The sequence below is a fragment of the Streptomyces iranensis genome (genome assembly GCF_017874715.1).
Taxonomy (GTDB): Bacteria; Actinomycetota; Actinomycetes; order Streptomycetales; family Streptomycetaceae; genus Streptomyces; species Streptomyces iranensis.
In genome coordinates, this window is record NZ_JAGGLR010000029.1 from 127167 (window position 1) to 153160 (window position 25994).

Annotated in this window: 25 protein-coding genes; 13 read left to right on the plus strand and 12 right to left on the minus strand. The window is 69.2% G+C overall.

The window, feature by feature from the left end; translation table 11 throughout:
- Positions 1-17 precede the first annotated feature (17 nt).
- The 6 genes from J2Z30_RS41100 to J2Z30_RS41125 all read left to right on the plus strand — a co-directional run bounded on the left by J2Z30_RS41100 (position 18) and on the right by J2Z30_RS41125 (position 4958).
- Entirely contained in the window at positions 18-905 is an 888-nt protein-coding gene (locus tag J2Z30_RS41100) for a DUF5936 domain-containing protein (RefSeq protein ID WP_020868756.1), read from the plus strand.
- Between the two features lie 274 nt (positions 906-1179).
- Positions 1180-1344, plus strand: coding sequence for a Flp family type IVb pilin (locus tag J2Z30_RS41105; protein WP_037950645.1), 165 nt, complete (start codon positions 1180-1182; stop codon positions 1342-1344).
- Between the two features lie 8 nt (positions 1345-1352).
- A complete protein-coding gene (locus J2Z30_RS41110) occupies positions 1353-2060 on the plus strand; it encodes a pilus assembly protein TadG-related protein (protein ID WP_052701394.1) in 708 nt (235 codons plus the stop codon).
- Between the two features lie 39 nt (positions 2061-2099).
- Positions 2100-2681, plus strand: a complete 582-nt coding sequence (locus tag J2Z30_RS41115; RefSeq protein WP_044570686.1) for a hypothetical protein — start codon at positions 2100-2102, stop codon at positions 2679-2681.
- 8 nt (positions 2682-2689) lie between these two features.
- Positions 2690-3322 (plus strand): OmpA family protein, encoded by a 633-nt coding sequence (locus J2Z30_RS41120; protein WP_044570684.1) that lies wholly within the window; start codon positions 2690-2692, stop codon positions 3320-3322.
- A 373-nt stretch (positions 3323-3695) separates the two neighbouring features.
- Positions 3696-4958 (plus strand): SLC13 family permease, encoded by a 1263-nt coding sequence (locus J2Z30_RS41125; protein WP_044570682.1) that lies wholly within the window; start codon positions 3696-3698, stop codon positions 4956-4958.
- A gap of 141 nt (positions 4959-5099) precedes the next feature.
- Here J2Z30_RS41125 and J2Z30_RS41130 read toward each other — a convergent pair whose 3' ends face one another.
- Positions 5100-5510, minus strand: coding sequence for a cold-shock protein (locus tag J2Z30_RS41130; protein WP_044570680.1), 411 nt, complete (start codon positions 5508-5510; stop codon positions 5100-5102).
- A gap of 104 nt (positions 5511-5614) precedes the next feature.
- Complete coding sequence (locus J2Z30_RS41135; RefSeq protein WP_044570678.1) at positions 5615-6085, minus strand: DUF192 domain-containing protein; 471 nt, start codon at positions 6083-6085, stop codon at positions 5615-5617.
- Between the two features lie 105 nt (positions 6086-6190).
- On the opposite strand from J2Z30_RS41135, the gene J2Z30_RS41140 reads away from it, so the two are divergent.
- The 5 genes from J2Z30_RS41140 (at position 6191) to J2Z30_RS41160 (ending at position 12496) form a co-directional block, all read left to right on the plus strand.
- A complete protein-coding gene (locus tag J2Z30_RS41140; protein ID WP_044581485.1) occupies positions 6191-6916 on the plus strand; it encodes a prepilin peptidase in 726 nt (241 codons plus the stop codon).
- Positions 6917-7212: 296 nt separating this feature from the next.
- Positions 7213-7974: an isoprenyl transferase gene (locus J2Z30_RS41145; protein ID WP_044570676.1), complete on the plus strand. Its 762-nt coding sequence runs from the start codon at positions 7213-7215 to the stop codon at positions 7972-7974.
- A 396-nt stretch (positions 7975-8370) separates the two neighbouring features.
- Positions 8371-9708 carry an RNA 5'-3' helicase PhoH2 gene (gene phoH2 / locus J2Z30_RS41150; RefSeq protein WP_044570675.1) on the plus strand — a complete coding sequence of 446 codons (1338 nt, stop codon included), beginning with the start codon at positions 8371-8373 and terminating at the stop codon, positions 9706-9708.
- Between the two features lie 428 nt (positions 9709-10136).
- Positions 10137-10853 (plus strand): aggregation-promoting factor C-terminal-like domain-containing protein, encoded by a 717-nt coding sequence (locus tag J2Z30_RS41155; RefSeq protein ID WP_020868746.1) that lies wholly within the window; start codon positions 10137-10139, stop codon positions 10851-10853.
- Between the two features lie 143 nt (positions 10854-10996).
- Positions 10997-12496, plus strand: a complete 1500-nt coding sequence (locus J2Z30_RS41160; RefSeq protein WP_044570673.1) for an AI-2E family transporter — start codon at positions 10997-10999, stop codon at positions 12494-12496.
- 99 nt (positions 12497-12595) lie between these two features.
- Here the strand turns inward: J2Z30_RS41160 and J2Z30_RS41165 are convergent, their stop codons facing one another.
- The gene (locus tag J2Z30_RS41165) at positions 12596-13135 is read right to left on the minus strand and encodes an alkyl hydroperoxide reductase (RefSeq protein ID WP_044570671.1); all 540 of its coding nucleotides are present in this window, start codon (positions 13133-13135) and stop codon (positions 12596-12598) included.
- 11 nt (positions 13136-13146) lie between these two features.
- On the minus strand, positions 13147-13701 hold the full coding sequence (locus tag J2Z30_RS41170; protein ID WP_044581484.1) for a peroxiredoxin: 555 nt from the start codon (positions 13699-13701) through the stop codon (positions 13147-13149).
- A gap of 138 nt (positions 13702-13839) precedes the next feature.
- On the opposite strand from J2Z30_RS41170, the gene J2Z30_RS41175 reads away from it, so the two are divergent.
- Positions 13840-14805: a hydrogen peroxide-inducible genes activator gene (locus J2Z30_RS41175; RefSeq protein ID WP_044570668.1), complete on the plus strand. Its 966-nt coding sequence runs from the start codon at positions 13840-13842 to the stop codon at positions 14803-14805.
- Positions 14806-14882: 77 nt separating this feature from the next.
- Here J2Z30_RS41175 and J2Z30_RS41180 read toward each other — a convergent pair whose 3' ends face one another.
- From J2Z30_RS41180 to J2Z30_RS41200, 5 genes are all read right to left on the minus strand, one after another.
- Positions 14883-17291: an ABC transporter permease gene (locus J2Z30_RS41180; protein WP_044570666.1), complete on the minus strand. Its 2409-nt coding sequence runs from the start codon at positions 17289-17291 to the stop codon at positions 14883-14885.
- Entirely contained in the window at positions 17288-17974 is a 687-nt protein-coding gene (locus J2Z30_RS41185; RefSeq protein WP_044570664.1) for an ABC transporter ATP-binding protein, read from the minus strand. Before J2Z30_RS41185 ends, J2Z30_RS41180 begins: the two co-directional genes overlap by 4 nt.
- Complete coding sequence (locus J2Z30_RS41190; RefSeq protein ID WP_044570662.1) at positions 17971-18495, minus strand: PadR family transcriptional regulator; 525 nt, start codon at positions 18493-18495, stop codon at positions 17971-17973. Before J2Z30_RS41190 ends, J2Z30_RS41185 begins: the two co-directional genes overlap by 4 nt.
- Positions 18496-18582: 87 nt before the next feature.
- Positions 18583-18831, minus strand: a complete 249-nt coding sequence (locus J2Z30_RS41195; RefSeq protein ID WP_245389029.1) for a type II toxin-antitoxin system antitoxin — start codon at positions 18829-18831, stop codon at positions 18583-18585.
- Positions 18832-18878: 47 nt separating this feature from the next.
- Positions 18879-19835, minus strand: coding sequence for an SPFH domain-containing protein (locus J2Z30_RS41200; protein WP_044570656.1), 957 nt, complete (start codon positions 19833-19835; stop codon positions 18879-18881).
- Positions 19836-20052: 217 nt separating this feature from the next.
- On the opposite strand from J2Z30_RS41200, the gene J2Z30_RS41205 reads away from it, so the two are divergent.
- Positions 20053-22287: a transglycosylase domain-containing protein gene (locus J2Z30_RS41205; RefSeq protein WP_044570653.1), complete on the plus strand. Its 2235-nt coding sequence runs from the start codon at positions 20053-20055 to the stop codon at positions 22285-22287.
- A gap of 67 nt (positions 22288-22354) precedes the next feature.
- On the opposite strand, the gene J2Z30_RS41210 is transcribed toward J2Z30_RS41205, so the two are convergent.
- Genes J2Z30_RS41210 through J2Z30_RS41220 form a run of 3 tightly spaced genes read right to left on the minus strand, consistent with a single transcriptional unit; the run spans position 22355 to position 25928 of the window.
- Positions 22355-23041, minus strand: coding sequence for a hypothetical protein (locus tag J2Z30_RS41210; RefSeq protein ID WP_052701393.1), 687 nt, complete (start codon positions 23039-23041; stop codon positions 22355-22357).
- Positions 23038-23535 carry a hypothetical protein gene (locus tag J2Z30_RS41215; RefSeq protein ID WP_044570651.1) on the minus strand — a complete coding sequence of 166 codons (498 nt, stop codon included), beginning with the start codon at positions 23533-23535 and terminating at the stop codon, positions 23038-23040. The genes J2Z30_RS41210 and J2Z30_RS41215 overlap by 4 nt, the downstream gene beginning before the upstream one ends.
- A complete protein-coding gene (locus J2Z30_RS41220) occupies positions 23532-25928 on the minus strand; it encodes a glycoside hydrolase domain-containing protein (protein WP_044570649.1) in 2397 nt (798 codons plus the stop codon). The genes J2Z30_RS41215 and J2Z30_RS41220 overlap by 4 nt, the downstream gene beginning before the upstream one ends.
- Positions 25929-25994 lie beyond the last annotated feature (66 nt).

The following is a 25994-nucleotide window of genomic DNA, read 5'->3' on the forward strand; positions in this document are numbered from 1 at the left end:
GAGGGGACTTGAGGGAGATGGCACTGCTGCTGGCGCTGGCGGCCGGTCTCGCGGTGGCGGGCATCGCCTACGGCATCACGCTGTACCGCAGCGAGGCCAAGCTGCCCAGCGATCTGGCGGTGGCCCTGGAGGTCGGCTCCAGCCGGACGACCGTGGTCGGGTCGGCCGTCGACCGGCTGGGCATGCGCTACGCCCCGCTGGTGCTGCGGCTGATGGGCGAGAAGCGGGTGGCCCGGGTCCGCCGCCGGATCGATCTGGCGGGCAACCCGGGCGGTCTGACAGTGGATCGCTACGCGGCCCGGCGGGCGGTCTACGGGGCGCTCGGCTTCGTCGGGGCGCTGGTGATGCTGCTCAAGGGTCAAGTCCTGCTGGCGCTGCTGCTGGTGGCGTTCGGCCTGTTCTGGATCGAGGTGGGCATCTGGGCGGCGGTGCGCGAGCGCAAGGACGCGATCGAGCGGACGTTGCCGGACTTTCTGGATGTTCTGGCCGTCGTGGTGAGCGCCGGTTTGAGCTTCCGTCAGGCCCTGGACCGGGTCGCCGAGAAGTACGAGGGCCCCTGGGCGGATGAACTTCGCATCACACTTCGGCAAATGGACATGGGAGTCAGCCGCCGTCAGGCGTTCGAGGAACTACGTAAACGTAATGACTCGGAACAGGTCGCACAGTTCGTCACCGCCCTTCAGCAGGGCGAGGAGCTGGGCGCTCCGATTGTCGAGACATTGATCGCCATTGCGAACGACATGCGCCGTACGGACGCACAGAACGCCCGGCGGCGCGCGGCCCGCGCGGTGCCGAAGGCGACCATGGTCATCACGACCTTCATGGTGCCCGGGACCATGGTGTTGCTCGTTGCGGGGTTCTTCATCGGCTCGGGCACCGACTTCGGCTCGGTGACCGGGGACTGACGGTCTCTTTTAGGTGAAGCTCCTTCGCGGTTGCAATTGAATGTGGGACAGTCTTCGACGGAGAACTCCTCGGTGCGGGAGGGGGTGAGACGGATGCGCGGTCGGGGTTGGCGGTCACGTCCACGGTTCGAACGTGGTGAACGGGGAAGGCAATGCTTCCTGGGGCACTGTTCCGAGACGGCTGTTTCGGCGTACTTTGCTCGTGTCGCGAGCGACACCACGGGGGTTGAGTCGCCGGACCACACAGGGACGGCAGCCCATGGAGGGGAACACAATGGGGAAGCGCGTCATGCGGAACGATCGGGGGCAGACCTCGATCGAATATTTGGGGATCATCGCCGTGGTGGTCGCCATCGTCCTGGTTGTGTCGAGCACGGACATCGGCAGCGAGATCGCAAACGCCATCTCCAACAAGGTCGCACAGGTCGTCGGCATCTGACCGGTCCCGTGACAGCGCGCCGAGATCTCAGGAGCGACGCGGGGCAGGCATTTCCGATCTACATCACGGCGGTGGCGGGCCTGCTCTTCCTGGCGCTCGCCCTCTTCGCCGTCGGCCAGGCCGGAGCCACCCGCAACGGCGGACAGACCGCCGCCGACGCGGCGGCCCTCGCGGCCGCCCAGGACTACCGCGACCAACTGCGCAAGGGGTTCCTGGAGGCGATCGGAAACGGCAGCGCATGGGACGACCTGCTGGACGGACGGGGGCTGGGCGGCACCAACGCCTGTGATCAGGCGCAGTGGTTCGCCGACCAGAACGGGGCGGATGTGACCGACTGCCGCGGGCCCGACTTCCTGCCGACGTCCTTCACCGTCACCGTGAAGACGCACAAGCCCGTGGGCAAGACCGTCATCCCCGGCACGGAGAGCCAGTACGGGGAGGCGACGGCCAAGGCGGTCGTCACCCCGCGGTGTACGGCCGGGCCGCCCGCCCCGCCGACCGAGCGGCCCGACGGCGGCGGTAAGGACGACGGCGGTAAGGACGACGACGGTAAGGACGACGACGGTAAGGGCGGGGACGGCGGTAAGGACGACGGCAAGGACGACAAGCCGCCCATCGACCTCCTCTGCGACGGAACCGACCTGACCATCGACCCGACGCGTCTCGATCTCTTCCCCGACGCCAAGGATCTCTTCTCCGTGCACCTGGCCGACTGACGAGCGAACGAAGAGCAGAAGAGCAAAGGACAGCGAGCGATGAGCATTCGGCACACGACGAAGGCCCGGAGGGGGGCCGCCGCGACGGCGCTCGCCGCGGCCCTGGCCCTCGCCGTGGCCGGGTGCGGCAACGGCGACGGCGACAAGAAGCCCGACGACGCCGCGGACCGGACGTCGACCGCGGGCAAGGACGACGGCGACGAGCAGGAGCCCGCGGCGGACTCCTCCAAGACCATCGGCGAGATGAAGGGGCCCGGCGGGGTCGTCGTCACCCTGCACTCCGCGGTGCGCGACGACGGCGGGTTCGTGACCGTCAACGCCACCGTCACGAACCACGGCAGCCAGCTCTTCACCGCGTTCGCCTGGCGCTCGCAGGAGACCGACGTGAAGCCCAGCCCGTCCGTCTCGGGAGCATCCCTCATCGACGGGAAGGGCAAGAAGCGCTATCTCGTCCTGAGGGACACCGACGGCCAGTGCCTGTGCACCACGGGGCTCTCCGGGATCAAGCCCAATGAGAGCCGCCCGCTGTTCGCGCAGTTCCCGGCCCCGCCGAAGAGCGTCAAGGAAATCGACTTCCAGATCCCGACCATGCCGTCCGTCAGCATCACCCTCTCCGGGTGAGCCGCGCCATGACACCGCAGACGACGGCCCGCCCCGCGCGCCGCGGCCCCGTACTGGCCGCGCTGGCCTCCACCGCGCTCCTGGTCACCCTCACCGCCCCGGCGCCGCCCGCCCACGCGGACAGCGGCCCCGGCGCGCCCGCCGACACCACCCCGCCGACCAAGATCGACGCCAAGGACTCCGATCTGAAGATGCCCGAGGGTGCCAAGCTGGCGCCCGGCCGGGTCCTGGACATCAAGTCCGTGGTCGAGACGGACGACGGCGACGAGCGGCGGGAGGACACCAACGCCAAGGTGAAGTTCGCCCTCCAGGCCGAGGTGCTCTTCGGCAAGGACAGCGCGAAGCTGGGCGGCGACGCGCGGGCCCGGATCAAGGAGATCGCCTCCGAGGCCGAGCGGCAGAACGCCGAGAGCGTCCGCGTCTTCGGCTTCACCGACGACCTGGGCTCCGCGGGCCACGGCATCGTGCTGTCCAAGCAGCGGGCCAACGCGGTGCAGCAGGCGCTCGCCGAGGATCTCGACCCTTCCGTCAACTACGAGATCCGGGGCTACGGCGAGCAGTACCCGATCGCGGACAACGCGACCGAGGAGGGCCGCAAGCGCAACCGCCGGGTGGAGGTCAGCTTCCCCAGGACCGCCTGACCTGCGGGGCGGCGCCCGCCGGACTTTCCCCTCCCCGCCCCTTCCCGAAACCGGGGCTTCGCCCCAGACCCCGGCCCGTGCTGTGTCCCTTCGCCCGCGACTCCGGACCCGGGGCTCTGCCCCAGATCCCGGCCCGGGGCTCCGCCCCTGACCCCTGGCCCGGGGCTTCGCCCCTTCCCGCGGTGTCGGTATGCGGCTCCGCCGGGTGGTGGGGGTCTCCGCGCTCAGACCTCGGGGGTCTGGGGCGGAGCCCCCGGGTATCGGGAAGGGGCGGGGAGGGGAAGAGCCCGCCGCAGGCGTACCGCTGAGCGGGGCCGCGGTGCCCGATGCCGCATCATGGGTGTGTTGATCGCACCCTTCGCCGGAGTCTGTTCTGAGTACCGCCGTCGCCGAGACCCTTGCCGTCGTCCTGCTCCTCGGCGTACTGGCTTTCGCGGTGGTACGGCCCCGGGGCCTGCCGGAAGTGGCCGCGGCCGTGCCCGCCGCCGGGATCGTGGTGGCCATCGGGGCGGTCTCGCCCGCACGGGCCTGGGCGGAGGCCCGGGAACTGCTGCCCGTTGTGGGCTTTCTGGCCGCCGTACTGCTGCTGGCCCGGATGTGCGCGGACGAGGGGCTCTTCGAGGCGGCGGGGCAGGCCGTGGCGCGGGCCTGCGCGGGGCGTACGGACCGGCTCCTGGGCGGGGTGTTCGCCGTCGCGGCCGCCGTCACCGCCGTGCTGAGCCTGGACGCCACCGTGGTGCTGCTCACGCCGGTGGTGTTCGCCACGGCGGCCCGGCTCGGGGCGCGGTCCCGGCCGCATGTGTACGCCTGCGCCCATCTGTCGAACTCGGCGTCCCTGCTCCTCCCGGTCTCCAACCTCACCAATCTGCTCGCCCTGGAGGCCGGCGGGGTCTCCTTCACCCGGTTCGCCTTGCTGATGGGGCCCGCCTGGCTGGTGACCATCGGCATCGAGTACCTGGTCTTCCGCCGCTTCTTCGCCGACGATCTGGCCGCAGGGACCAGTGAGCCCCCGCCCGCCGACTGGCCCCGGGTGCCGGTCTTCGCGGTGACCGTGCTGCTGCTGACCCTCGCCGGGTTCGTCGGGACCTCGCTGGCGGGCCTCGACCCCCAGTGGGCCGCCTGGGCGGGCGCTCTCGTGCTCACCGTAAGAGCGCTGCGGCGCGGCCGGGCGACCGTAAGGGAGGCGGTCGGCGCGACCGGGCCGCTGTTCTGCCTGTTCGTGCTGGCGCTCGGGGTGGTGGTCCAGGCCGTGCTGGCGGGTGGCCTCCAGGAGGCGCTGGGGGAGGTGCTGCCCACCGGGGCGAGCCTGCCCGCGCTGCTGGGGATCGCGGCGGTCGCGGCGGTGCTGGCCAACTTGATCAACAATCTGCCCGCCGTGCTGGCGCTGCTGCCGATCGCCTCCGGGGGCGGCCCCGGGCCCGTGCTCGCCGTACTGATCGGCGTCAACCTTGGCCCCAACCTCACCTATGTCGGCTCCCTGGCCACCCTGCTGTGGCGGCGCATAGTCCACCGCCACGACCCGGAGACCGGCTCCGACCTGGGGGTTTTCACCCGCCTGGGGCTGCTGACCGCACCGGCGACCGTGGTGGCCGCGACGGCGGCGATGTGGGCGATGCTGAGGGTCACCGGAAGCTGACGGTCACCGGAAGCTGAGGGTCACCGGAAGCGGAGGCTCACCGGAAGCAGAGGCTCGCCGAAAGCGGAGGGGCCGCCGCCGCGACGGTTCGTCGCGGCGACGGCCCCTCACCCTGCTGTCAGGACCCGACAGGGCCTGACGTCAGGATTCGATCCAGTTGTGCGCCTGGGCGATCTCGATGACCCGCCTGCGCACCTGCTTGATCTGGTCGGCGGTCAGACTGCCGCCCACCTCGACCAGCGCCTCGGTGAGCTCCTGCCGGAACTCGGCGACCGACAGCACATCGCACATGGTGTCGTCGCCGTCCGGACCGGCGGAGGGCCGTACGACCGGCACCGGTGCGGCACGCTCGACGACGCGCACCTCGGAGGCCTTGGGCCCCTTGTCGCCGTACTCGGGAACGAACCGCACCTTGGACCCGGGCTGGAACAGGTGCTTCTCGTCCAGCAGGTCATTGGCGTGCATAAAGACGTCCTCGCCACCGTCGTCCGGAGCGATGAAGCCGTAGCCGCGGAACTCGTCGAAACGCAGAATCTTGCCCGTGGTCGTCACCGTGCTACCCCTACCCCTATACCTCTACCTCGATGATCTCGACCGCGATCGAGGGTGTCCCGACCATGACCGATCGAGGGTGCCCCAACCATGGCACCGAGACGTCAGCGTACAGAAGAGGGCGGCGGCGCTGAAGGGCCGGGGGCGATCACGACGCGCACGCCCCGCCGCACGCCCCAGCGCTCCAACGCGCCCGCCTCCGCCTCCAGCACATGGCGGGACCGCAGCCGGGGCCGCCCGAGCCGCCCGGGGCGCAGGGTGTGGACGTCCAGGACGGTGAGCCGCCGGTCCAGATAGGCGACGTCGATGGCGAACCGCATCCGGAAGGTGTGCACCCCGCTCGCCGGGGTGAGCAGGAGCGCGCCGGTCAGCCCGTCCCGGCCGAGCAGCCCGCGGGCGCGGGCGCGGTAGGAGGCGGCGATGGTGAGCGGAATGCCCTCCGCGCGCCCCGCGCTGCCCGCCACGCCCCCCGGGTCCTCCTTCGCGCCGTTCGAGCCGCCACCCGGGCCGCCGTCCGCGCCGTCGGCGCCGCCCACCACGCGCAGCGTCCCCGTACCGTCCCGCCAGCGGCCCATGACCCGCGCCCCCTTCGCCCGTTCCACGCCGTCCGCCCGTCCCGGCAGTGTTCCACCGGCCGGGCGCTTCCGTAGGCTCGGCCCGTGCAACCGCTGCTGATCGTGATGGCCGCCGCGTACGGCGCGGCCGCCGGGCTGCTCGTACCGCGCCCGCTCTACCGGCTGGCCGTCGAGCCGGAGGAGCCCTGGCGCGGCGCCTGTCCGCGCGGGCACGCGCTCACCGGCCCGGCGCGCGGCTGGCTGGGCCCCGCCCGCTGCGCCGGCTGCCGGGACGGCGAGCGGGACTACGGGACGGGCCCGGTGCTCGGCGCCGTGCTCACCGCGCTGGTGTGCGCGGGCCTGGCGGCGGCCGTCGGCGCGCGCCCTGAGCTGGCCGTGTGGCTGCTGCTGGTGCCGCTCGGGGTGCTGCTCACGGCCGTGGACCTGGCGGTCAACCGGCTGCCGGACGTCCTCACCCTGCCCATGGCGGGCGGGGCCGCGGCGCTGCTCGGCGCGGCGGCGCTGCTGCCGCACAGCGCCGGGTCCTGGCCGCGGGCGCTGCTGGGCGGCGCGGTGCTGGGCGGGGCGTATCTGGTGCTGTTCCTGATCAGCCCGAGCGGGATGGGGTTCGGCGACGTCAAGCTGGCGCTGACCCTCGGGGTCGCACTGGGCTGGTACGGCTGGGACGTGCTCTTCGTGGGCGCCCTCGCCGGGCTGCTGCTTGGCTCCTGCTGCGCCGTGGGCCTGGTGCTGACCCGGCGGGCCGGGCGGCGGACCGCGATGGCCTTCGGCCCGTTCATGATCCTCGGGGCGGGCGCCGGACTGGTGCTGGGGGCGCTCGGCGCCGGATGACATCGGCGCGCGGAGGGCCCGCCCCGCCGAGATGCATGGACATCCCCTCACGAAGCGTTATGGTGGAAACCCCCCCTCGGGCCGGTCCGTACTCCCCCCCACGGACCGGCCCGCTTTATTTCGGGCTTCTGGGGCTCAAAAGGGCGGCACGTATCCCACATGGTCGACTACGAAGCGTGACGGGATTCGATCATTCGGTCGCCCCGGTTAGCCAGTCCCCCCGCCCCGCAGTAGGGTGTCGGCCTTGGGGCGGACTGCCATGGCGAGCCATGTGAAGCACTGAGGGGCTGGAAGACGTGAACTTGCGCGACCTGGTGTACGGGCTCTACGCACGCCGGGTGGAAGGCCGCCTCGATCACGCCCAGGTGCCCAAGCACATCGGAGTCATCCTCGACGGCAACCGCCGCTGGGCCCGCGCGGCCGGTGGCACCGCCGAGCAGGGCCACAAGGCGGGCGCCAGCAAGATCCAGGAGCTGCTCGGCTGGTGCAGCGAGACGGACGTCGAGGTCGTCACGCTCTGGCTGCTCTCCACGGACAACCTGGACCGCCCCGAGGAGGAGCTGGTCCCGCTCCTGAACATCATCGAGGGCGCGGTCCGCGACCTGGCCGCCGACGGCCGCTGGCGGGTGCACCACGTCGGCAACCGCGATCTGCTGCCCTCCCGCACCCAGACGGTCCTCAAGGAGGCCGAGCGGGACACCGAGCACATCGGCGGAATACTGGTCAACGTGGCCGTCGGGTACGGCGGGCGGCAGGAGATCGCCGACGCGGTGCGGTCGCTGCTGCTGGACCACGCCACCAAGGGCACCTCCTTCGAGGAGCTCGCCGAGGTCGTCGACATCGACCTCATCTCCGAACACCTGTACACCCGTGGGCAGCCCGATCCGGACCTGGTGATCCGCACCAGCGGTGAGCAGCGGCTCTCGGGCTTCATGCTGTGGCAGAGTGCCCATTCGGAGTACTACTTCTGTGAAGTTTTCTGGCCCGCCTTCCGCAAGGTCGACTTCCTCCGCGCGCTGCGCGACTACGCCGCCCGTCATCGCAGGTACGGCAGCTAGTTCCCGTTTGTAGCACCGCAGTTCACCGGCCCGGGGCCGGACGCCGGCCGGCGTCCGGCCCCGGGCCGTTCAGCACGCTGGTTTCACAACGTTCATATCCGCGCCGTCATATGCCGTTGCATGCCCCCGCACGTTCGAGGGAATATCCCTTCCAGGTCGACGCCCTGTCCCACCTGTCCAGTTGGGCGTCGAACTGCCAGCGGACGGCATCGGGCCGTTCGCCCGGGAGGCCCTTTGCACACGGACGACTGTGCGGATCGTGCGTATGACGCGGAGGGCCGGCGCTCGGCCCTCCCAGTGGGGCCTGAGCCCGGTCCGTTCCCCGTCTGCGGCGGGGATACCTCACTCCCGCGACGCCGTCGCACCCCAACCTCTCCCGAGGGGGTTCGTCCACCCGTGGTGACCAGCAAGAAACGCCGCGAGCACGACCGGCGCACCTATGTCCTCGACACCAGCGTCCTGCTGGCCGACCCCAATGCCATGGCCCGTTTCGACGAGCACGAAGTCGTGCTGCCGGTCGTGGTGGTCACGGAACTGGAGGCCAAGCGGCACCACCCGGAGCTCGGGTACTTCGCCCGGCAGGCGCTGCGCCTGCTGGACGAGTACCGCATCCGCTACGGCCGTCTGGACGCTCCGATCCCCATCGGGGAACTGGGCGGCACCCTGCGTGTCGAGCTCAACCACTCCGACCCGGGCATCCTCCCCGCCGCCTTCCTGAACCACGGCGGCAAGGTGGGGGACAACGACTCGCGGATCCTCGCGGTCGCCAGAAACCTGCAGGCCGAGGGGTACGACGTCACCGTCGTGTCCAAGGATCTGCCGCTGCGCATCAAGGCGTCCTCGGTGGGCCTGCTCGCCGAGGAGTACCGCGCGGAGCTGGCGATCACCGACTCGGGCTGGACCGGGATGACGGAGCTCGCCGTCCCGGCCGAACAGGTGGACGACCTGTTCGCCGCCGAGACGGCGCACATCCCCGACGCGGCCGGACTGCCCGTGCATACGGGCCTGGTGCTCCAGTCCGAGCGCGGTAACGCGCTGGGCCGGGTCACCCCGGACGGGCAGGTGCGGCTGGTGCGCGGCGACCGTGAGGCGTTCGGCATCCACGGGCGCAGCGCGGAGCAGCGCATCGCCCTGGACCTGCTGCTCGACCCGGAGGTCGGCATCATCTCGATGGGCGGCCGGGCCGGTACGGGCAAGTCGGCGCTGGCGCTGTGCGCGGGTCTCGAGGCCGTGCTGGAGCGTCGTCAGCACCGCAAGGTGATGATCTTCCGCCCGCTGTACGCGGTGGGCGGCCAGGAGTTGGGCTATCTGCCCGGCACCGAGGCCGAGAAGATGAGCCCTTGGGCGCAGGCGGTCTTCGACACCCTGTCCGCGGTGACCAGTGCCGAGGTGATCGAGGAGGTCGTGGGGCGCGGCATGCTGGAGGTGCTGCCGCTGACGCATATCCGCGGCCGCTCGCTCCATGACGCCTTCGTCATCGTCGACGAGGCCCAGTCGCTGGAGCGGAACGTGCTGCTCACCGTTCTGTCCCGGATCGGCGCCAACTCCCGGGTGGTGCTCACCCACGATGTGGCGCAGCGGGACAACCTCCGCGTCGGGCGGTACGACGGGGTGGTGGCGGTCGTCGAGAAGCTGAAGGGGCATCCGCTGTTCGCGCATGTCACCCTGACCCGCTCCGAGCGTTCGCCGATCGCGGCGCTGGTGACCGAAATGCTGGAGGACAGCCACATCTGAGCCGGTTGAGTCGTTTGCGGCCACAGGACGCCGCGCGGAAAGGCCAATGAGCTTAGCCGCGCGGCGTCTTGGTGCGCGGGGATTTCCAGAAACCCTAGGGCGTAAACAGGATGTGAGCTTTCACACCTGGCGGGGAATTGCCTAGGGGGCTCCGTGTCCGGCAGTGTGTGGGTTCTGTCAGGCCCCGCATACGGCACACCAGTACCCCCAGCGGTACCGAGCAACAGCAGTATCAGAACTAAACAGCGTTCGCCGTATGCCGCCCGAGCACCTCGAGGATCTCCCGCGGGGGATCCCCACCGGGCCCGTGCCTCCCGTGACCAGTCGACCCCATCGCACCACCGGGGACGGAACAAGGGGAGGACAGCGCCAGGGGCACGATTGCGCCCGCGAGGTCACCTAAGCGGGCGATGCTGGAAGGAAACCGAGTGAGCCGGATTTCGGTCCGGGGATTCGCAGTGGCTTCGGCCACCGCGGTCACCACTGTGGGCGCCGTCGTCGGCGTCGCCGCGGGCGGACAGCAGCAGCAGGGCTCGTCCGACCCGATCGAGGCGACCGCCGCCGATTCGACGCTCCTTGCGGACATACCTGCTGGGCAGCAGGCCGTCGCGCAGACCGCATCCCTGACGCAGCAGGCGGACGTCCAGTCCACCGCGGCCGACGCGGAGGCGCGCAAGTCCGCCGAGGAGTCAGCCCGCAAGCAGGCAGCCAAGGACGCGAAGGCCAAGAAGGCCGCCGCGGACAAGGCAGCCGCCGAGAAGCTGGCCAAGGAGCGCGAGGCGAAGGAGAAGAAGGAGGTCGCGAGCCGTTCGGCCACGCGTGACTCCTCCAGCTTCCCCCAGCAGGCTTCGTACACCATCTCCGAGGTCCAGGCGATGGCGCGGCAGATCGTGCCGAGTGGCCAGTTCCAGTGCTTCAGCAACATCGTGGACCACGAGTCCACCTGGAACTACAAGGCCACCAACCCCTCGTCGGGTGCCTACGGTCTGGTGCAGGCGCTGCCGGCCGGCAAGATGGCCTCGGCGGGCGCCGACTGGCAGACCAACCCGGCCACCCAGATCAAGTGGGGCCTGAACTACATGAACGAGCGCTACGGCAGCCCGTGTGACGCTTGGTCGTTCTGGCAGGCCAACGGCCACTACTGAGCCGGTTCCACCGGGCCCCGCCCGGTAGCGGCACAGGATCGAACGCTTCCGAAACCCCCGGCTCAGGTCGGGGGTTTCGCGCATCCTCAGCAGGTAACGTCTCCTTGACGGCCTAGGGGGAAACCGGGGGTAGGAAACGAGAAATGTCCAAATTGCCGCAGTGGGTCGGCAGGCTGGGAACCGGACTTACCCGGCTCGCCCACCGGCTCGAATCCCAACAGGCCGAGATGCGGGGGCGCGAGGGCGACGGTGACGGTGACACCGGCCCGCGGACACCACCGGGGCCCGGACCAAGGCCCGAACGGGGATCTGAACCGAGGCCCGGACCGGGGCCCGGATCATCTGAAGAACGCCCGCGGGGTGCCGAGAGCGCTGAGGGCGCCGCGGGCGAGAGCGCTGAGGGCGCCGCGGGGGAGGGCGAGACCGCCCGGCCGGAGCAGCCGGCCAGTGTGCCCGCCCCGCCCGCCTACGCCCCCGCCGTCTCCGCCAGACCCGATCCGGTGGCCGCCGTGCCCTGGGGCGTCCGCGTGGCCGCCGAGGCGGCCTGGCGGCTGCTGGTGCTCGGCGGCACGGTGTGGGTGCTCATGCGGGTCATCAGCTCCGTCCAGCTGGTGGTGCTGTCCTTCACCGTCGCGATCCTGATCACCGCGCTGCTGGAGCCCACCGTGACCCGGCTGCGCCGGCGCGGTGTGCCGCGCGGGCTGGCCACCGCGCTCACCTTCATCGCCGGTTTCGTCGTCATGGGCCTGGTCGTGTGGTTCGTGGTCTGGCAGGTCATGGAGAACGTCGACGAGGTCTCGGGCGAGGTCCAGGCCGGTATCGACGATCTGCGGCGCTGGCTGCTGCACAGCCCGTTCCATGTGACCGAGAAGCAGATCAACCATGTGGCCAAGAGCCTGCGCGAGGCGGTCGGCGCCAACACCGAGCAGATCACCTCGGCGGGGCTGGAGGGCGTCACGGTCGTCGTCGAGGTGCTGACGGGCATCCTGCTGACGATGTTCTCCACGCTCTTCCTGCTGTACGACGGCCCGAAGATCTGGAACTGGACCCTCAAGCTGGTCCCCGCCCAGGCCCGTGAGGGCGTGGCGGGCGCGGGCCCGCGCGCCTGGTCGACACTGACCGCGTATGTGCGCGGCACGGTGATCGTGGCGCTGATCGACGCGATCTTCATCGGCGTGGGTCTGTTCTTCCTCGATGTGCCGATGGCCGTGCCACTGGCCGTCTTCATCTTCCTCTTCGCCTTCATTCCGCTGGTGGGCGCGGTGGTCTCCGGTGCGCTCGCGGTGGTCGTGGCGCTGGTCACCCAGGGCGTGTTCACGGGGGCGATGGTGCTGATCGTGGTGCTGGCCGTCCAGCAGATCGAGGGCCATGTGCTCCAGCCGTTCATCCTCGGCCGGGCGGTGCGGGTCCATCCGCTGGCCGTGGTGCTCTCGGTCGCGGCCGGTTCGCTGATCGGCGGCATCGGCGGCGCGGTGGTGGCCGTTCCGCTGGTGGCGGTCGCCAATACGGTGGTCGTCTACTTGCGCAGCTACAGCCAGGAGAACGCCCTGCGCGCCGTCCCGGGCCCGCACGGCGCCACCGCCTCCGGTACGGCGCCCACCGCGCCGACGGGTCTGCCGCCCGGGGAGGGCGGGGCCCGGTAATCCGGGCCGGTGCCATGGGCCGGTGAACGAACGCCGAAGGGCGACCCACCGATCGGTGGGTCGCCCTTCGGGTTTCCACGTGCCCGAATGTGACCGAGGTCAGCCGCCCGCGGCCAGGGCGCCCTCGGCGTCCAGGGTGGCGCCGACCGCCTGCAGCACGGAGGCGATCTTGAAGGCTTCCTGGATCGTCTCGCGGTCCACGCCCGCCTTGCGGAGCACCTGCTCATGCGAGTCGAGGCACATTCCGCAGCCGTTGATCGCGGACACGGCCAGCGACCACAGTTCGAAGTCGACCTTCTCCACACCCGGGTTGCCGATGACGTTCATCCGCAGCCCCGCGCGCAGGTTGCCGTACTCCGGGTCGGACAGCAGATGCCGAGTCCGGTAGAAGACGTTGTTCATCGCCATGATGGCGGCCGCCGACTTGGCGGCGGTGTACGCCTCCGGCGAGAGGTTGGCCTTGGCCTCCGGCTCCAGCTCGGTCAGCACACGCGCCGAACGCGAGGCGATCGCGCAGGCCAGCACGGTGCCCCACAGCTGCTGCTGCGGAAGCTCCGAGTTGCCGATCACCGAACCGAGGTTCAGCTTGAGGTCCTTGGCGTAGTCCGGCAGCGCGGACTTCAGCTCATCGAGTGCCATGGCGAATCAGCTCACTCTCCGGAGAGGAGGGCCACCGGGTCCAGGGTGTCCTCGCCCTTGCTCCAGTTGCAGGGGCACAGCTCGTCGGTCTGCAGGGCGTCCAGCACCCGCAGGACCTCCTTGGGGTTACGGCCCACGGAACCGGCCGTCACCATGGTGAACTGGATCTCGTTGTTCTGGTCCACGATGAAGACGGCGCGCTGTGCGAAGCCGTCCTCGCCCTCGACGCCGCAGTCGCGCATCAGCTCGTGCTTGGAGTCGGCCAGCATCGGGAAGGGCAGGTCACGCAGGTCGGCGTGGTCCTTGCGCCAGGCGTGGTGGACGAACTCGGAGTCGCCGGAGACACCGAGGATCTGCGTGTCACGGTCGGCGAACTCGTCGTTCAGCTTGCCGAAGGCGGCGATCTCGGTCGGGCACACGAAGGTGAAGTCCTTGGGCCAGAAGAACACCACGCGCCACTTGCCCTCGTAGGACTTGTGGTGGATCTGCTCGAACTCCTTGCCGCTCTCCAGCGACACGCAGGCGGTCAGGTCGTACTCGGGGAACTTGTCACCGACGGTGAGCACGCGCACTCCTTGCAGCTTTCGCATAGGAAAGACCCGGTCGTCCGGGTTTTCCTGGGGTTGGACGATTCCACCTTGGCACAGAGTGCATTGATCAGTGAAATAGCTACACTCGGTGGGGTTGATTGGAGGTGGCTATCAGTGGCCGCATCACCCACACCGCCGGGCAAACCGCGCCAGCCGAGCATTTCCCAGCTCAGGGCCTTCGTCGCGGTCGCGGAGCAGCTGCACTTCCGCGATGCCGCGGCCGCCATCGGGATGAGCCAGCCCGCGCTCTCGGGCGCCGTCGCGGCGCTCGAGGAGGCACTCGGTGTCCAGCTGCTCGAGCGTACGACGCGCAAGGTGCTGCTCAGTCCGGCGGGGGAGCGGCTGGCGGTCCGTGCACGCACCGTGCTCGAAGCGGTCGGGGAGCTGCTGGAGGAGGCCGAGGCGGCGCGGGCGCCGTTCACCGGTGTGCTGCGGCTCGGGGTGATCCCGACCGTGGCGCCCTATCTGCTGCCGACCGTGCTCCAGCTGGTGCATCAGCGCTACCCCCGGCTCGATCTCCAGGTGCACGAGGAGCAGACCGCCTCGCTGCTGGAGGGACTGGCCCACGGCCGTCTGGATCTGCTGCTGCTCGCGGTGCCGCTCGGCGCGCCCGGGGTGGTCGAAATGCCGCTGTTCGACGAGGACTTCGTGCTGGTCACCCCGCGGGACCACTGGCTGGGCGGACGCGATGACATCCCCCGCGAGGCGCTCAAGGAGCTGGATCTGCTGCTGCTCGACGAGGGCCACTGCCTGCGCGACCAGGCGCTGGACGTCTGCCGTGAGGCGGGCCGCACCGAGGGCACCCCGGTGACCACCAGCGCCGCCGGGCTCTCCACTCTGGTGCAGCTGGTCGCGGGCGGGCTCGGGGTGACGCTGCTGCCGCGTACCGCGCTCCGGGTGGAGACCGCGCGCAACGACCATCTGGCCACCGGCGACTTCGCCGATCCGGCGCCCGCCCGTCGGATAGCCCTGGCCATGCGGGCGGGCGCGGCGCGCACCGAGGAGTTCGAGGCGTTCGCGGAGGCTCTGCGGGAGGCGCTGCGGCCGCTGCCGGTACGGGTCGCCCGGACCACCTCCTGAACATGCCATCGGGGGCCGTTCCCTCAGGTGGGAACGGCCCCCGATGGCGGATGGCGGATGGCGGATGGCGGAAGTGCCTACTCCGTCCGCAGACCCTCCGGCCGCATCATCCGCCACAGCGGCGGCAGGCTCACCAGGGTCACCAGCAGGATGACCCCGCCGCCGACACCGGTCATGGTGGCGAGCCCGGTCCAGTCCACGGCCAGCGGCTGGCCGACCATCTTCAGCAGCATCACGCCCAGCGCCAGCCCGCCCGCGATCGACAGCGCCAGGCCCAGCACCACCGGGACCGCGGTCTGCCAGAGCACGGACCAGCTGAGCGTGGTGCGCCGGGTGCCGAAGGCGACCAGGACGGACAGCAGCCGCCTGCGGTCGCGGAGCTGCTCCAGGGTGGTCACGATCATGCTGGCCCCGATCAGCAGCAGGGTCGCGGTGGCGCCGATGAACAGGGCCTTGCGGATGACCGTGAACTCATCCGACTGCTCGGTGCTGGTGAGCCGCATGACATCGATCGTCGGGGAGAGCACCGCGCTGGCGTTGCGCACATACTCGACCCCGTCCGGCACCTTCGGGTCCAGCCGGATCATGGCCGACGCCTGGGGGTCGGGCAGATCGGCGACGTCGAAGGCGCCGGGGGTGGCGAAGATGCCGGTGCGTTCGCCGCCGCCCGGGTCCTGCCGGGGCTTCACCTTCGTGGCCGAGCGAGGGATCGTCCACACCTTCTTCTCGCGCAGGTCCGGCGTACCGTCGTCGTGGTAGGCGAGGTTGACCTTGGCGCCCGGTTTGGCGAAGCCCTCCCCTTCCCCGTAGTAGCTCGGCGAATCGACGAGGAAGACAGCGCCGTTCTTACAGCTGGTGATGCGGACCACCTCGCGGAGCGTGGGGCAGTCGGCGATGGTGATGGCCTCTTCCGGGACCGACGACGGATCGTCCTTGCTGCGGTGCACATCGGAGATGTAGTCCTCGGTGACACCGAGCAGATCGCGCACGCCCTTGGTCGTGCGGTACCGGTCGAAGGCGTCGTGGGCTTGGGTGCCGTTGGCCACCGGGACGCTCACCATCAGCTGGGCGCGGGTCGGGTCCTGGCCGGTCGACGTGGCGTCCTCGGCCTGCACGCTGGTGAAGAGCATCTGGAGGGCGAGGGCCCCGGCGACGGCGACCGTGATGCCGCTGACCGCACGCGAGGCGGTGCCGCTGCTGAGCTGGAGCCGGCGGGTGGCGAGCTGCCAGGGCACCGAGCCCCTGCCGCCGAACCGTTCCACCACGGCCTCGACGACCCAGGGCAGCAGCGCGGTGGTGCCGACGAGCACCAGTACGGCGCCGGCCGCGGCCTGGTACGCCTTCATGTCGCCGCCGCCGCTGCCGGACCCGAAGCCGCCCGCGAGCGGCAGCAGCAGGGCCATGCCCAGCAGCGGCAGCAGCAGCCGCCACCACAGACGGCGGCGCTTGGGCGTGGCGTTCCGTACGACCCCCAGCGGTTCGATGGCGATGCCGCGCAGGGCGACCAGCGTGACCATGACGGCCGAGGCGGGCACGGCCACCGCGACCGCCAGGGCGAGCGGGGTGGACGGCACGATGTCGGAGGCGAAGAAGCTGATGCCCCAGACCTCGATACCGCCGATGATCTCCCGCGCCAGCAGGAACAATCCGGTGCCGACGGCGAGTCCGAGGAGCGATCCGAAGAGCGACTCCCCGGCGGCTATCCGCCGGGTCATATGGATGTCGGCACCGACCAGCCGCAGCGCGGCCAGCCGCCGGTCGCGCCGCTCACCCCCGAAGCGGGCGGCGGTGGCGATGAAGATGAGCACCGGCAGCAGCAGCACCACACAGCCCACGATGATCAGCAGCAGCAGTGCGGGGTTGAGGGGCTCGGGCTTGCCGACGTTCTTGGTGCCCCAGCGGTCGATGCGGTAGTCGGAGCCCACCCGGTCGAAGGTCTTGTGGGTGATCCCCGCGTAGTAGCGCAGGTCGGACGGGCCGGAGAGGCCGTCGTGGGAGATGGTGCCGATGGTGCGGTAGGGGAAGCGGTCGCGCAGCAGCTTGCCGTCGTCGGAGTCGAGCAGCTTCTTCAGCGCGGGCGAGACCCACATCTGGCCGGGGTGCGGGAGATGGCCGATACCCGGAGGCTTGGGCGGGCTGTCGCCGTCGGGCGCCATCACCAGGCCCTCGATGTCCTGGTCGCGGTAGGTGGTGTTCGCCTGGCCGAGGCGGATGGTGTCGGGGCCGGGCTTGGGGTCCACCTCGAAGCCGAGCGCCGCGCGCCTGTCGGACCGCTCACCGCGCAGCTCGTACGCGGTGGGGATGGAGGAGGCCAGCAGCAACAGCGCCACCCCCAGGCCGACGCCCACCGCCGTCATGATCGTCCTGGCCCAGCTCTCCCGGCCGCCGGTGACCGCGAACCGGCCGCCCATGGCCAGATCGGCGGCCCAGCGGGTGACGGAGACGCGGGAGCGGGGCTCCTCCGCCGGGGCGTCCTGGCCGCTCATCGGACCCCTGCCATGTCGCGGGCCTTGCCGTCGCGGACGACGACCTCGCGATCGGAGTAGGCGGCGACCCGGGCCTCGTGGGTGACCAGCACCACGGCGGTACGGGACTCCCGGGCGGCCTCGGTCAGCAGCTCCATCACCCGCTCCCCGTTGAGCGAGTCCAGCGCACCGGTCGGCTCGTCGGCGAACAGCACCCGCGGCCCGGTGACCAGCGACCGGGCGACGGCGACCCGCTGCCCCTGGCCGCCGGAGACCTCACCGGGCCGTTTGTGCGCCACATCGGCGACCTCGAGCCGCTCCATCCATGCCGACGCCCGGTCCTCGGCCTCCTTGCGCTTGGTGCCGTTCAGCCGCAGCGGCAGCGCGACGTTCTCCACACAGCTCAACTCGGGGACGAGCTGGCCGAACTGGAAGACGAAGCCGAACTCGCCGCGGCGCAGACCGCTGCGCTCGGCGTCCGACAGGGTGGTCAGCTCGCGCCCGTTGTAGTGGACGGAGCCGGAGTCCGGCTTCACGATCCCGGCCAGGCAGTGGAGCAGCGTCGACTTGCCCGAGCCGGAGGGGCCCATGACGGCGACGACCTCGCCGGGGTGGATGGAGAAGTCCGCACCGTCCAGGGCGGGGGTGTGACCGTACGTCTTGTGCAGGGACGTGGCGATCAGCAGGGAGCCTGCCGGGGTCATGAACGCACCGCCTTGGCGAGTTGGCCGAGGCGGGCGGCGGTGAGTTCCAGCCAGCGCAGATCGGCCTCGAGATGGAAGAGGGCGTGGTCGCAGATGAGTTGGTCGCTGAGATCGCCACCGCGCTTGCGCTGGGTCAGATCGCGCATCAGCCGCAGATGTTCGGCGCGCTGGACGTCGAGGAGATCGGCCGCGTCGCGCCCGGTGAGCAGGGCGATGACGACCTTGGTGTAGAGGACCGACTGGAGGTAGGGCTCGGGCCTCTCGGGCTGGGTGAGCCAGCCCTCCACATCGGTGATGCCCGCGTCGGTGATGGCGTAGCGCTTGCGCTCCGGGCCACCGCCGTGCTCGATGCCGTCGACCTCCACCAGGCCGTTCTTCAGGAGCCGGGACATGGTCGAGTAGACCTGCCCGTAGTGCAGCGGGCGGTCGTGCCCAAATCTTTCGTCGAAGGCTCGCTTGAGGTCGTAGCCGTGGCGCGGGCCGCCCTCGAGGAGTCCGAGCAGGGTGTGGCCAATTGACATGCCCAGCACTCTACACCATGCGTATACCTGGAGTGTATAGCTACGCTACGGTATGCGTTTCCGCAGCTCAGAAGGGTGTGACAAGGATCAGGGCCGGTTCGGCTCGCGGCCGGTGCCCTGCGGGCCCTCGGTGGGGCCCGCACCCTCCGTGCCCTCGGCGGGCCGCCGCGGCGGGCGGCCTCGGCGCGGGATCGGGCGCGCCGCGCCGGGCAGCCGGCCCGCGTCCGCGAGCGCCTTGCGCAGCAGGAACTCGATCTGCGCGTTGGCGCTGCGCAGTTCGTCGTCGGCCCAGCGCGCGAGGGCGTCATGGACGGCCGGGTCGAGCCGCAGCAGCATCTGTTTGCGCTGCCGCGGCTGCCGTGCCTTCCGCCCGCTCTCGTCCGTCACTGGTACAGCGTGCCGGTGTTCAGAACGGGCTGCGGGGAGCGGTCCCCGCAGAGCACCACCATCAGATTGCTGACCATCGCGGCCTTGCGCTCCTCGTCCAGCGACACGATCTCCTCCTCGGCGATCCGGGCCAGCGCCGCCTCGACCATGCCGACCGCGCCGTCCACGATCTGCCGGCGCGCGGCCACCACCGCGCCCGCCTGCTGGCGCTGGAGCATCGCGGAGGCGATCTCCGGGGCGTAGGCGAGGTGGGTGAAGCGGGATTCGATGATGCGGACCCCGGCCGCCTCGACCCGGGCGTGCAGTTCGATGGCGAGCTTCTCGGTGATCTCCTCGGCGTTGCCGCGCAGCGAGAGGGCGTCCTCGTCGTGGGCGTCGTACGGGTACTCGATGGCGATGTGCCGGACGGCGGCCTCGGTCTGGGTGGCCACGAACTCCAGGAAGTCGTCCACCTCGAACATCGCCTGGGCGGTGTCCTCGACCTTCCAGACGACGACCGCGGCGAGCTCGATCGGGTTGCCGTAGGCGTCGTTGACCTTGAGTACCGCGGTCTCGTGGTTGCGCACCCGGGTGGAGATCTTCTCCCGGCTGGTGAGCGGGTTCACCCAGCGCAGCCCGTCGGTGCGGATGGTGCCGCGGTAGCGGCCGAAGAGCTGGACCACCCGGGCCTCGCCGGGCGCGATGGTGTTGAGGCCGCACATGGTGAGGATCGCGGCGATGATCACCACGATGCCGGAGACGATCAGCAGCGTGGACCAGGCGCCCTTGTGCTCGGAGGCGACGGCGGCGCCCGCGAGGATCAGCCCGACGCCGCCCGCGAGTCCGGCCAGGCCCCCGAGCAGGGCCAGTCCGCCGCTGACGTTGTGCGCGGGCCGCTCCCGGACCCGGGGCTCCGGGAGCGGCGGTATGTCGGCCCGGTCGGTGATGCCGTCGGTTGAGGTGGCGTCGGACATGGGAGGTCTCCCCGTTTCGTTCGGTGGTGTGTCTAGCAAAGTGATAGCACATTACGAGCCGGTGGCAACCCTTGGCGCCCGTAAGCCGTCAGTTCCCTTGGAGTGGGTGCTTTTTGTCACCTTCGGAAAAAGCTAGATCGATGGGCATTTGAGGGTTGTTGCGGTGTTAGTTTCATGAGCTGGCCTGGGGGGCTTACGGACTGGAGCGGCGGGAGCGATGGGTAGAGCGGAAGAGCGACGCGCACGGCAGAAGAGCGCTCGCAGAGCCAAGCGGGCGGCGAAGCCGGGGGGCATACGCCGCTTCTTCACCTGGAAGTGGCTGCTCGGCTATGTCCTGGGGCTCTGTGCGCTGTTCATCGGGGCGTTCTTCGTCCTCTATCTGTTGGTCGAGGTTCCGCCCGCCAACGCCGCGGCCAAGGCGGAGGCCAACGTCTACAAGTACAGCGACGGCACGATCATGGCGAAGGAGGGCAAGGTCAACCGGGAGTCGGTGCCGCTGTCCAAGATCCCCAAGGAGGTGCAGCACACCTTTGTCGCCGCCGAGAACAAGGACTTCTACGGCGACTCCGGCGTCTCGTTCACCGGCACCGCCCGCGGTCTCATCAACACCGCGCTGGGCCGGGGCAAGCAGGGTGGCTCCACCATCACCCAGCAGTACGTCAAGAACTACTACCTGAGCCAGGAACAGACCGTCAGCCGCAAGCTGAAGGAGCTGGTGATCTCGCTCAAGGTCGACCGGCAGAAGTCCAAGGACTACATCCTCGCGGGTTACATCAACACCAGCTACTACGGCCGCGGCGCCTACGGCATCCAGGCGGCCGCCCGCGCGTACTACGACAAGGACGTCGAGGACCTCAGCGTCGCGCAGGGCGCCTATCTCGCGTCGGTGCTCCAGGCGCCCAGCCAGTACGACTGGTCGGCGGCGGGCCCCAACGGCAAGCGGCTGGTGAAGGCCCGCTGGAACTACGTCCTCAACAACATGGTCGAGAAGGACTGGCTGTCCAAGAGCGAGCGCGAGGGCATGAAGTTCGACGTGCCCATCGAGCCCCGCCCCATCCCGGGCCTCGACGGTCAGGCGGGCTATTTCATCAAGGCTGCCAAGGATGAGCTCTTCAAGGCCGGGGTGGACGAGAAAGAGTTCGAGGCCGGCGGCTGGACGGTCACCCTCAACATCGACAAGAAGAAGCAGAAGGCGCTGGAGAAGGCGGTCCGCACCGAGCTGACGTCCAAGCTGGACCCGAAGAAGCGCAAGGTCGACGGGGACGCCCAGGTGGGCGCGGTTTCGGTGGACCCCAAGTCCGGTGGCGTCGTGGCGATGTACGGCGGCGCCGGTGCGACTGAGCACTACTTCAACAACGCCACCCGCGAGGACTACCAGCCCGCCTCCACCTTCAAGCCGCTGATCCTGGCCGCGGGGCTGGAGAACGGCTCCACCACGCAGGACAGCACCCCGATCACGGCGAGCACCATCTACGACGGCACCAGCAGACGGCCCGTCAAGGGCAGTGACACCGCCTTCGCCCCGCCGAACGAGGACAACAAGTCCTACGGCCCCATCTCCGTCCAGAAGGCCATGAACAACTCCGTCAACTCCGTCTTCGCGCAGATGGCGGTGGACGTGGGCCTGGACAAGGTGAAGAACACCGCCATCGACCTGGGCATGAGCAAGGACGCGGGTGGCTTCGACGTGCGCCCCGCGATGTCGCTGGGCGTGATGGGCGCCAGCCCGCGCGATATGGCCGGGGTCTACGCCACCCTCGACAACCACGGCAAGAAGGTCACCCCGGCGATAGTGAAGTCCGCCGAGAAGGGCGATGAACGGCCCCAGTTGCCCGATCCGACCAACGGTCAGGCGATCAGCCGCGGCGCCGCGGACTCCGTCACCTCCGTCCTCACCGGGGTGGTCGACGACGGCACCGGCCAGGCGGTGCGGCAGCAGGGCCAGGCGGTGGCGGGCAAGACCGGCACCTCCGACGACAACAAGTCCGCCTGGTTCTCCGGCTACACCCCCGATCTGGTCACCTCGGTCGGCATGTTCGGCGAGCAGAAGGGCGTCGGCAAGCAGGTCTCGCTCAAGGGCACCGCGGGCGGCGGCCGCGTCAACGGCGGTGACTTCCCGGCCAGGATCTGGGCCGCGTACACCCAGTCCGCGCTGAGCGGTCAGAAGGCGTCGAAGTTCGATCTGGACACCGACATGGGAGCGGCGGTCAAGCCGCCCGCGCCGCCGAGTTCGAGCGAAGCCTCGGAGTCGCCGTCCGCCAGCCCGTCGGCGAGCGAGTCCGCGAGCGAGTCGCCCTCGTCGTCCCCGTCGGCCAGCGAGTCCACGAGCGAGTCCCCGTCCGCCTCGTCCTCGGCGTCGCCGTCGGACGACGGCGACTCCCCGAGCCCGCCCGACCCGTCGAGCTCGGCCTCGGGCGACGACGGCGGCTTCCTCCGCAGAGACCAGGAGTGACGCCCGGTGCGGGCGTGCCGAGGGGCACGCCCGCACCGGACCGTATCGCCGCCGGATCAGCAGGCACTCAGTGACCGGCTTGGATTCGTGCCATGGCTCGGGCCGCGCGCCGACGCTCGGGGAGGGATGTGTCAATGGCTCCCGGGCCTTGGCCGGGGGTCCTACGCCACGCGTCGATCCGGCCGGCGAGAGCCTTCAGACGCCGATCCCCAGGTGCGACGTCGATCTGGAAGTGTGACTCCTTGGGTACCGGTTCGTCGCCACCCCAGCGGATGACACCGCCGCATTCGGCGAGGATGTCCCGAACCACCGTGACCTCTTGAGGGAACAGCCCGTTCCGCGCTCCTAGCGGGTAAGCGTCGGGGCGAATGGTAAGGGCGGTGCCGGATAAGTAGTTGCTCTCGAACGCGGTAGCGACCCTGCGGTCCGATGTATGGCCGTGCACCTCCTCGGGTCTGAGGTGTGAGTCGATCTCGTAGAAGAATCTTCTGGCTATGTAGGTCAGTACCGTGGCGGTCTCGCCATCGCGCAAGGCGACGGTAAGGGGGGAGCCTTCGACACGGTGCAGCGTGATGTCGTCGTGGCTGGTGACCGGCCAGCCATTGGCAGAGGTCTTCCTGGTCCACTCGCTGGTTGCCGGGGTGTGTCCGGTCTCGGCCGCTTGTGCCGTGCCCGAGTAGCCGGTGGCAAGGCCGATTCCACCCGCCAGACCGAACCCGGCGGTGAGGATTCCGCGTCGGGATATGGATGTCATGCTGTGGGGTCCCCTGTCTGTCGTGTTCGGCTGGTGACGGGCGGCCGATGGGAACGCCCGCGGATGAGGAGGGCGACTCCGGCGAGCATCCCGGTCATCGCGGCGAAAACCACGATGTTGACCCCAAGGGGCACAAGCTCCAGATGCGAGCCGTCGCTCCAACGGCATTCGCGCGAGAGCGGAAGATAACTCTCGACGAGTCGGACATTGCCTCGGGGCCCCTCATCGGGCATGGGGTTGCCTGCGGCTTTGAGACAGGCGGCGCGCGAGCCATCCATGTCGAAGGTGAGGAAGCCGCTGAGGTAGGCAAGGAGCCCAGCGCTCAGGCTGATGGCCATGACTTCGATACCCCGCCTACTTCCGATTGCGCTGCGGGAGAAGAACACACGCCGGGTTGCCATCGTGTGGACGACTTTGACGATGAGTAGTCCTGCGGACAGTGGCAGGCCGATGAGCGCCGTGACGGCCAGGACGCTCCCGGGGTCAACGTTCAACGTGTCTGCTTCTTGCGTGGGTCGCCGTGACGGGCGATGTACGTGGCACGCTGGCGAGTCTCGGCACCGACACGTGACTGCAGCGCGTCCGCGAATCCCAGCAGATACGACTCCAGTTTGGAGTAGGCGAGTGCGCCGGGGGCGGTCGTCGGGAAGCCGCCGGTGCTGTTGATGAGCCAGGTGATGCCGGCGATGATCAGGTCGTCGTCCTGCTGGGCGAAGAAAGCGTAGGAGACGTCGACGACGCCTTGATTGCTTCCGTGGAAGCGGTTTTGATAGAAACGCTTGAAGCGGGTCAGGTTTCCGCCGTTGACATAGTGGTCACGAAAGGCATCGACGATGTTCTTCCCGCTTCTGATCGCATTCGCGATCAGATAGCCGTCTGCGTCCTCCATCAGGTCCGCGTACCCAAAGGACGAATTGACGTCCGACTTGGCCAGCCGCGCCGCGCAGTAGGAACGCCCGTCTGCGTAGTCGTCCGCGTCCCTCCGCCATTCACCGTAGAATGTGGACAGATCGCCGGCCCATCCGGCGACGTCTCCCCGATTGGTGAGATTGCCGCTCGGTTGCTGCATCTTGTAGTGACCGCACATTGTCGCGAGCAGGTGCTCCGCACCAAGTTCGGTCGCGGTAAAACTGTCGATAAAGGTTCTTCTGATGCTCATGCCGTGCGATTCGGCGTAGTCGATGAATCCCGAGTCCGCACCGCCGAGGAGTAGCTTCCACTGGCCGTCGTTGTACGAGTCGCTGCGCACGTAGTCCATGACCAGCAGATTCGGGTCGCCCTTTCCGTAGGAGCGGGCGAGGTCGTACAGCTCCTGGATGTAGCCGATGAAAGCATCGGTCGGTGTGCCCGGGGTGTTGATCGAAGAGGCGCCGAAGTCTGCCCCCGACTTGTGAACCACACGGTCGAGATCGAAGGAGTCGCCGCCGTTGACGAACTTGAATTCTTTGATCTGGTTGAAGGCCCAGTTCTTGGGCAGGGAAAAACCGAGGTTTCCGGAGAAGCCCCAGGACATGCCCGAGACGAACGCCCATCGGATGTCCGCCTCGGTCGTCGCACGAATGCATACGTTCCGCGAGCCGTAGACACCCGGGACATAATGTCCACTCCGGGAGGCCAGGCCGGACCGGACCCCGTAGAAATAGGGCAGGATGTTACTGGTGATCTCGGGATCGGTGGCATCGTAGTCCACCGCGAAGTAGATGGTGGTACCGCGATTGAAGCCGTAGTATTTGGCGCGCTCATGGGCCTTCAGCCCGTGCTGATAACCGCTCGTGTAACTGAAGTCGGCCAGCTTTCGGGCGCCGTACTGGAAAATCGGAAAACAGCGCATCCCCGCGTCGAAGATGGTTTGGAGTTCGCCGGGCTTGATCTCCTTGTCCAGGGTTCCGCCCGGCTCTTCGTCCAAATACCGCCCGACGGAGTCGTATCCGGCCGCTTTGAGGGCGGCGGCACGGGAGGCGGTGATGGTGAACCGCGTGTCGCACGCGGTCGCTGGACGGTCGGGGTCGCCCATCGATACCAGCAACTGGGCCCACGTCTGGTAGTTTCCGCCGCCGGTCTTGTCCAGCTGAGAGAATTCCTGGAAAGCTCGTATGTACGATTCGAGTTGATCGTCGTAGGTATCCGTGAAGGACGCCTCGCGGGTGTTGTACTCCCCGTTTGTGGTCCGGTACCAGGCCGGTCCGTTGAACACGGCACCGGCCGAGAAGAGTTGGACGAAGAGCCCGTTGTCCCCCTTGTTGACGGGGTGGGCGAGAAGCCCGGCCTGAGTGGCCGGGCCAAAATTTCCGGTAGCCGCGCTGTCCGCCAGACCGATCGCGTATTGGATCGCCTTCATCAAGGCCTTTTGTGCATCGCGGGAGTAGATTCCGTCGCAGGGAATCAGGTAGAAGGACTCCTTCTCCCAGTACCGTCCGTTCAGCCATCGCTGTATGTTGCGGACCTTGTCGGTGCCACCGCCAACGACGACGTACGCGTCCATCGTCAGCAGGGCTTTCACCGCCTTGGGCGGAATCGAAGTGGCCAGCGGCAGTCCCATGTCGTCGAGCATGTCGGCGCATGCTGTCTGGGTGTTGAAGCCGTATCCGCCATCGATGTCACCCGCGTGGTAGCCCTTGCAGAAGAAGCCGGACTGGGCGATCTTCACGATGTTCTGGTTCGTCTCGGTGGACTTGATGCCGCCGCGCTTGGTGACTTCGGCCAACGTTGAGGGGCCGAAGCTGTCGGACAGCGCGGTGATGCCCAGTTCATGCTGGAGAGCCCGGGTCAGTGAGTACATCACGGACCAGCCCGTTTTTCCGTCCTCCGGACATGTCGTATAGCCGCTGACGCCGCGATATGTCGAGTTTACCCACTTCTGCGCCTTCAAGACCATCTGGTCGACCATACCGAAAGACTCCCTCTTTGTTTGAAAAGGGGTAGATAGTGATCGAAACGCACTGAAACCTATATG

What these genes read in the sequence shown, in the direction of transcription:
- J2Z30_RS41100 (WP_020868756.1), top strand. Translation starts at nt 18, where the DNA reads ATGGCACTGCTGCTGGCGCTGGCGGCCGGTCTCGCGGTGGCGGGCATC.
- J2Z30_RS41105 (WP_037950645.1), top strand. Translation starts at nt 1,180, where the DNA reads ATGGGGAAGCGCGTCATGCGGAACGATCGGGGGCAGACCTCGATCGAA.
- J2Z30_RS41115 (WP_044570686.1), top strand. Translation starts at nt 2,100, where the DNA reads ATGAGCATTCGGCACACGACGAAGGCCCGGAGGGGGGCCGCCGCGACG.
- J2Z30_RS41120 (WP_044570684.1), top strand. Translation starts at nt 2,690, where the DNA reads ATGACACCGCAGACGACGGCCCGCCCCGCGCGCCGCGGCCCCGTACTG.
- J2Z30_RS41135 (WP_044570678.1), bottom strand. Translation starts at nt 6,085, where the DNA reads ATGGGCCGCTGGCGGGACGGTACGGGGACGCTGCGCGTGGTGGGCGGC.
- J2Z30_RS41140 (WP_044581485.1), top strand. Translation starts at nt 6,191, where the DNA reads ATGGCCGCCGCGTACGGCGCGGCCGCCGGGCTGCTCGTACCGCGCCCG.
- J2Z30_RS41160 (WP_044570673.1), top strand. Translation starts at nt 10,997, where the DNA reads ATGTCCAAATTGCCGCAGTGGGTCGGCAGGCTGGGAACCGGACTTACC.
- J2Z30_RS41165 (WP_044570671.1), bottom strand. Translation starts at nt 13,135, where the DNA reads ATGGCACTCGATGAGCTGAAGTCCGCGCTGCCGGACTACGCCAAGGAC.
- J2Z30_RS41180 (WP_044570666.1), bottom strand. Translation starts at nt 17,291, where the DNA reads ATGAGCGGCCAGGACGCCCCGGCGGAGGAGCCCCGCTCCCGCGTCTCC.
- J2Z30_RS41185 (WP_044570664.1), bottom strand. Translation starts at nt 17,974, where the DNA reads ATGACCCCGGCAGGCTCCCTGCTGATCGCCACGTCCCTGCACAAGACG.
- J2Z30_RS41190 (WP_044570662.1), bottom strand. Translation starts at nt 18,495, where the DNA reads ATGTCAATTGGCCACACCCTGCTCGGACTCCTCGAGGGCGGCCCGCGC.
- J2Z30_RS41195 (WP_245389029.1), bottom strand. Translation starts at nt 18,831, where the DNA reads ATGCTGCTGCGGCTCGACCCGGCCGTCCATGACGCCCTCGCGCGCTGG.
- J2Z30_RS41200 (WP_044570656.1), bottom strand. Translation starts at nt 19,835, where the DNA reads ATGTCCGACGCCACCTCAACCGACGGCATCACCGACCGGGCCGACATA.
- J2Z30_RS41205 (WP_044570653.1), top strand. Translation starts at nt 20,053, where the DNA reads ATGGGTAGAGCGGAAGAGCGACGCGCACGGCAGAAGAGCGCTCGCAGA.
- J2Z30_RS41210 (WP_052701393.1), bottom strand. Translation starts at nt 23,041, where the DNA reads ATGACATCCATATCCCGACGCGGAATCCTCACCGCCGGGTTCGGTCTG.
- J2Z30_RS41220 (WP_044570649.1), bottom strand. Translation starts at nt 25,928, where the DNA reads ATGGTCGACCAGATGGTCTTGAAGGCGCAGAAGTGGGTAAACTCGACA.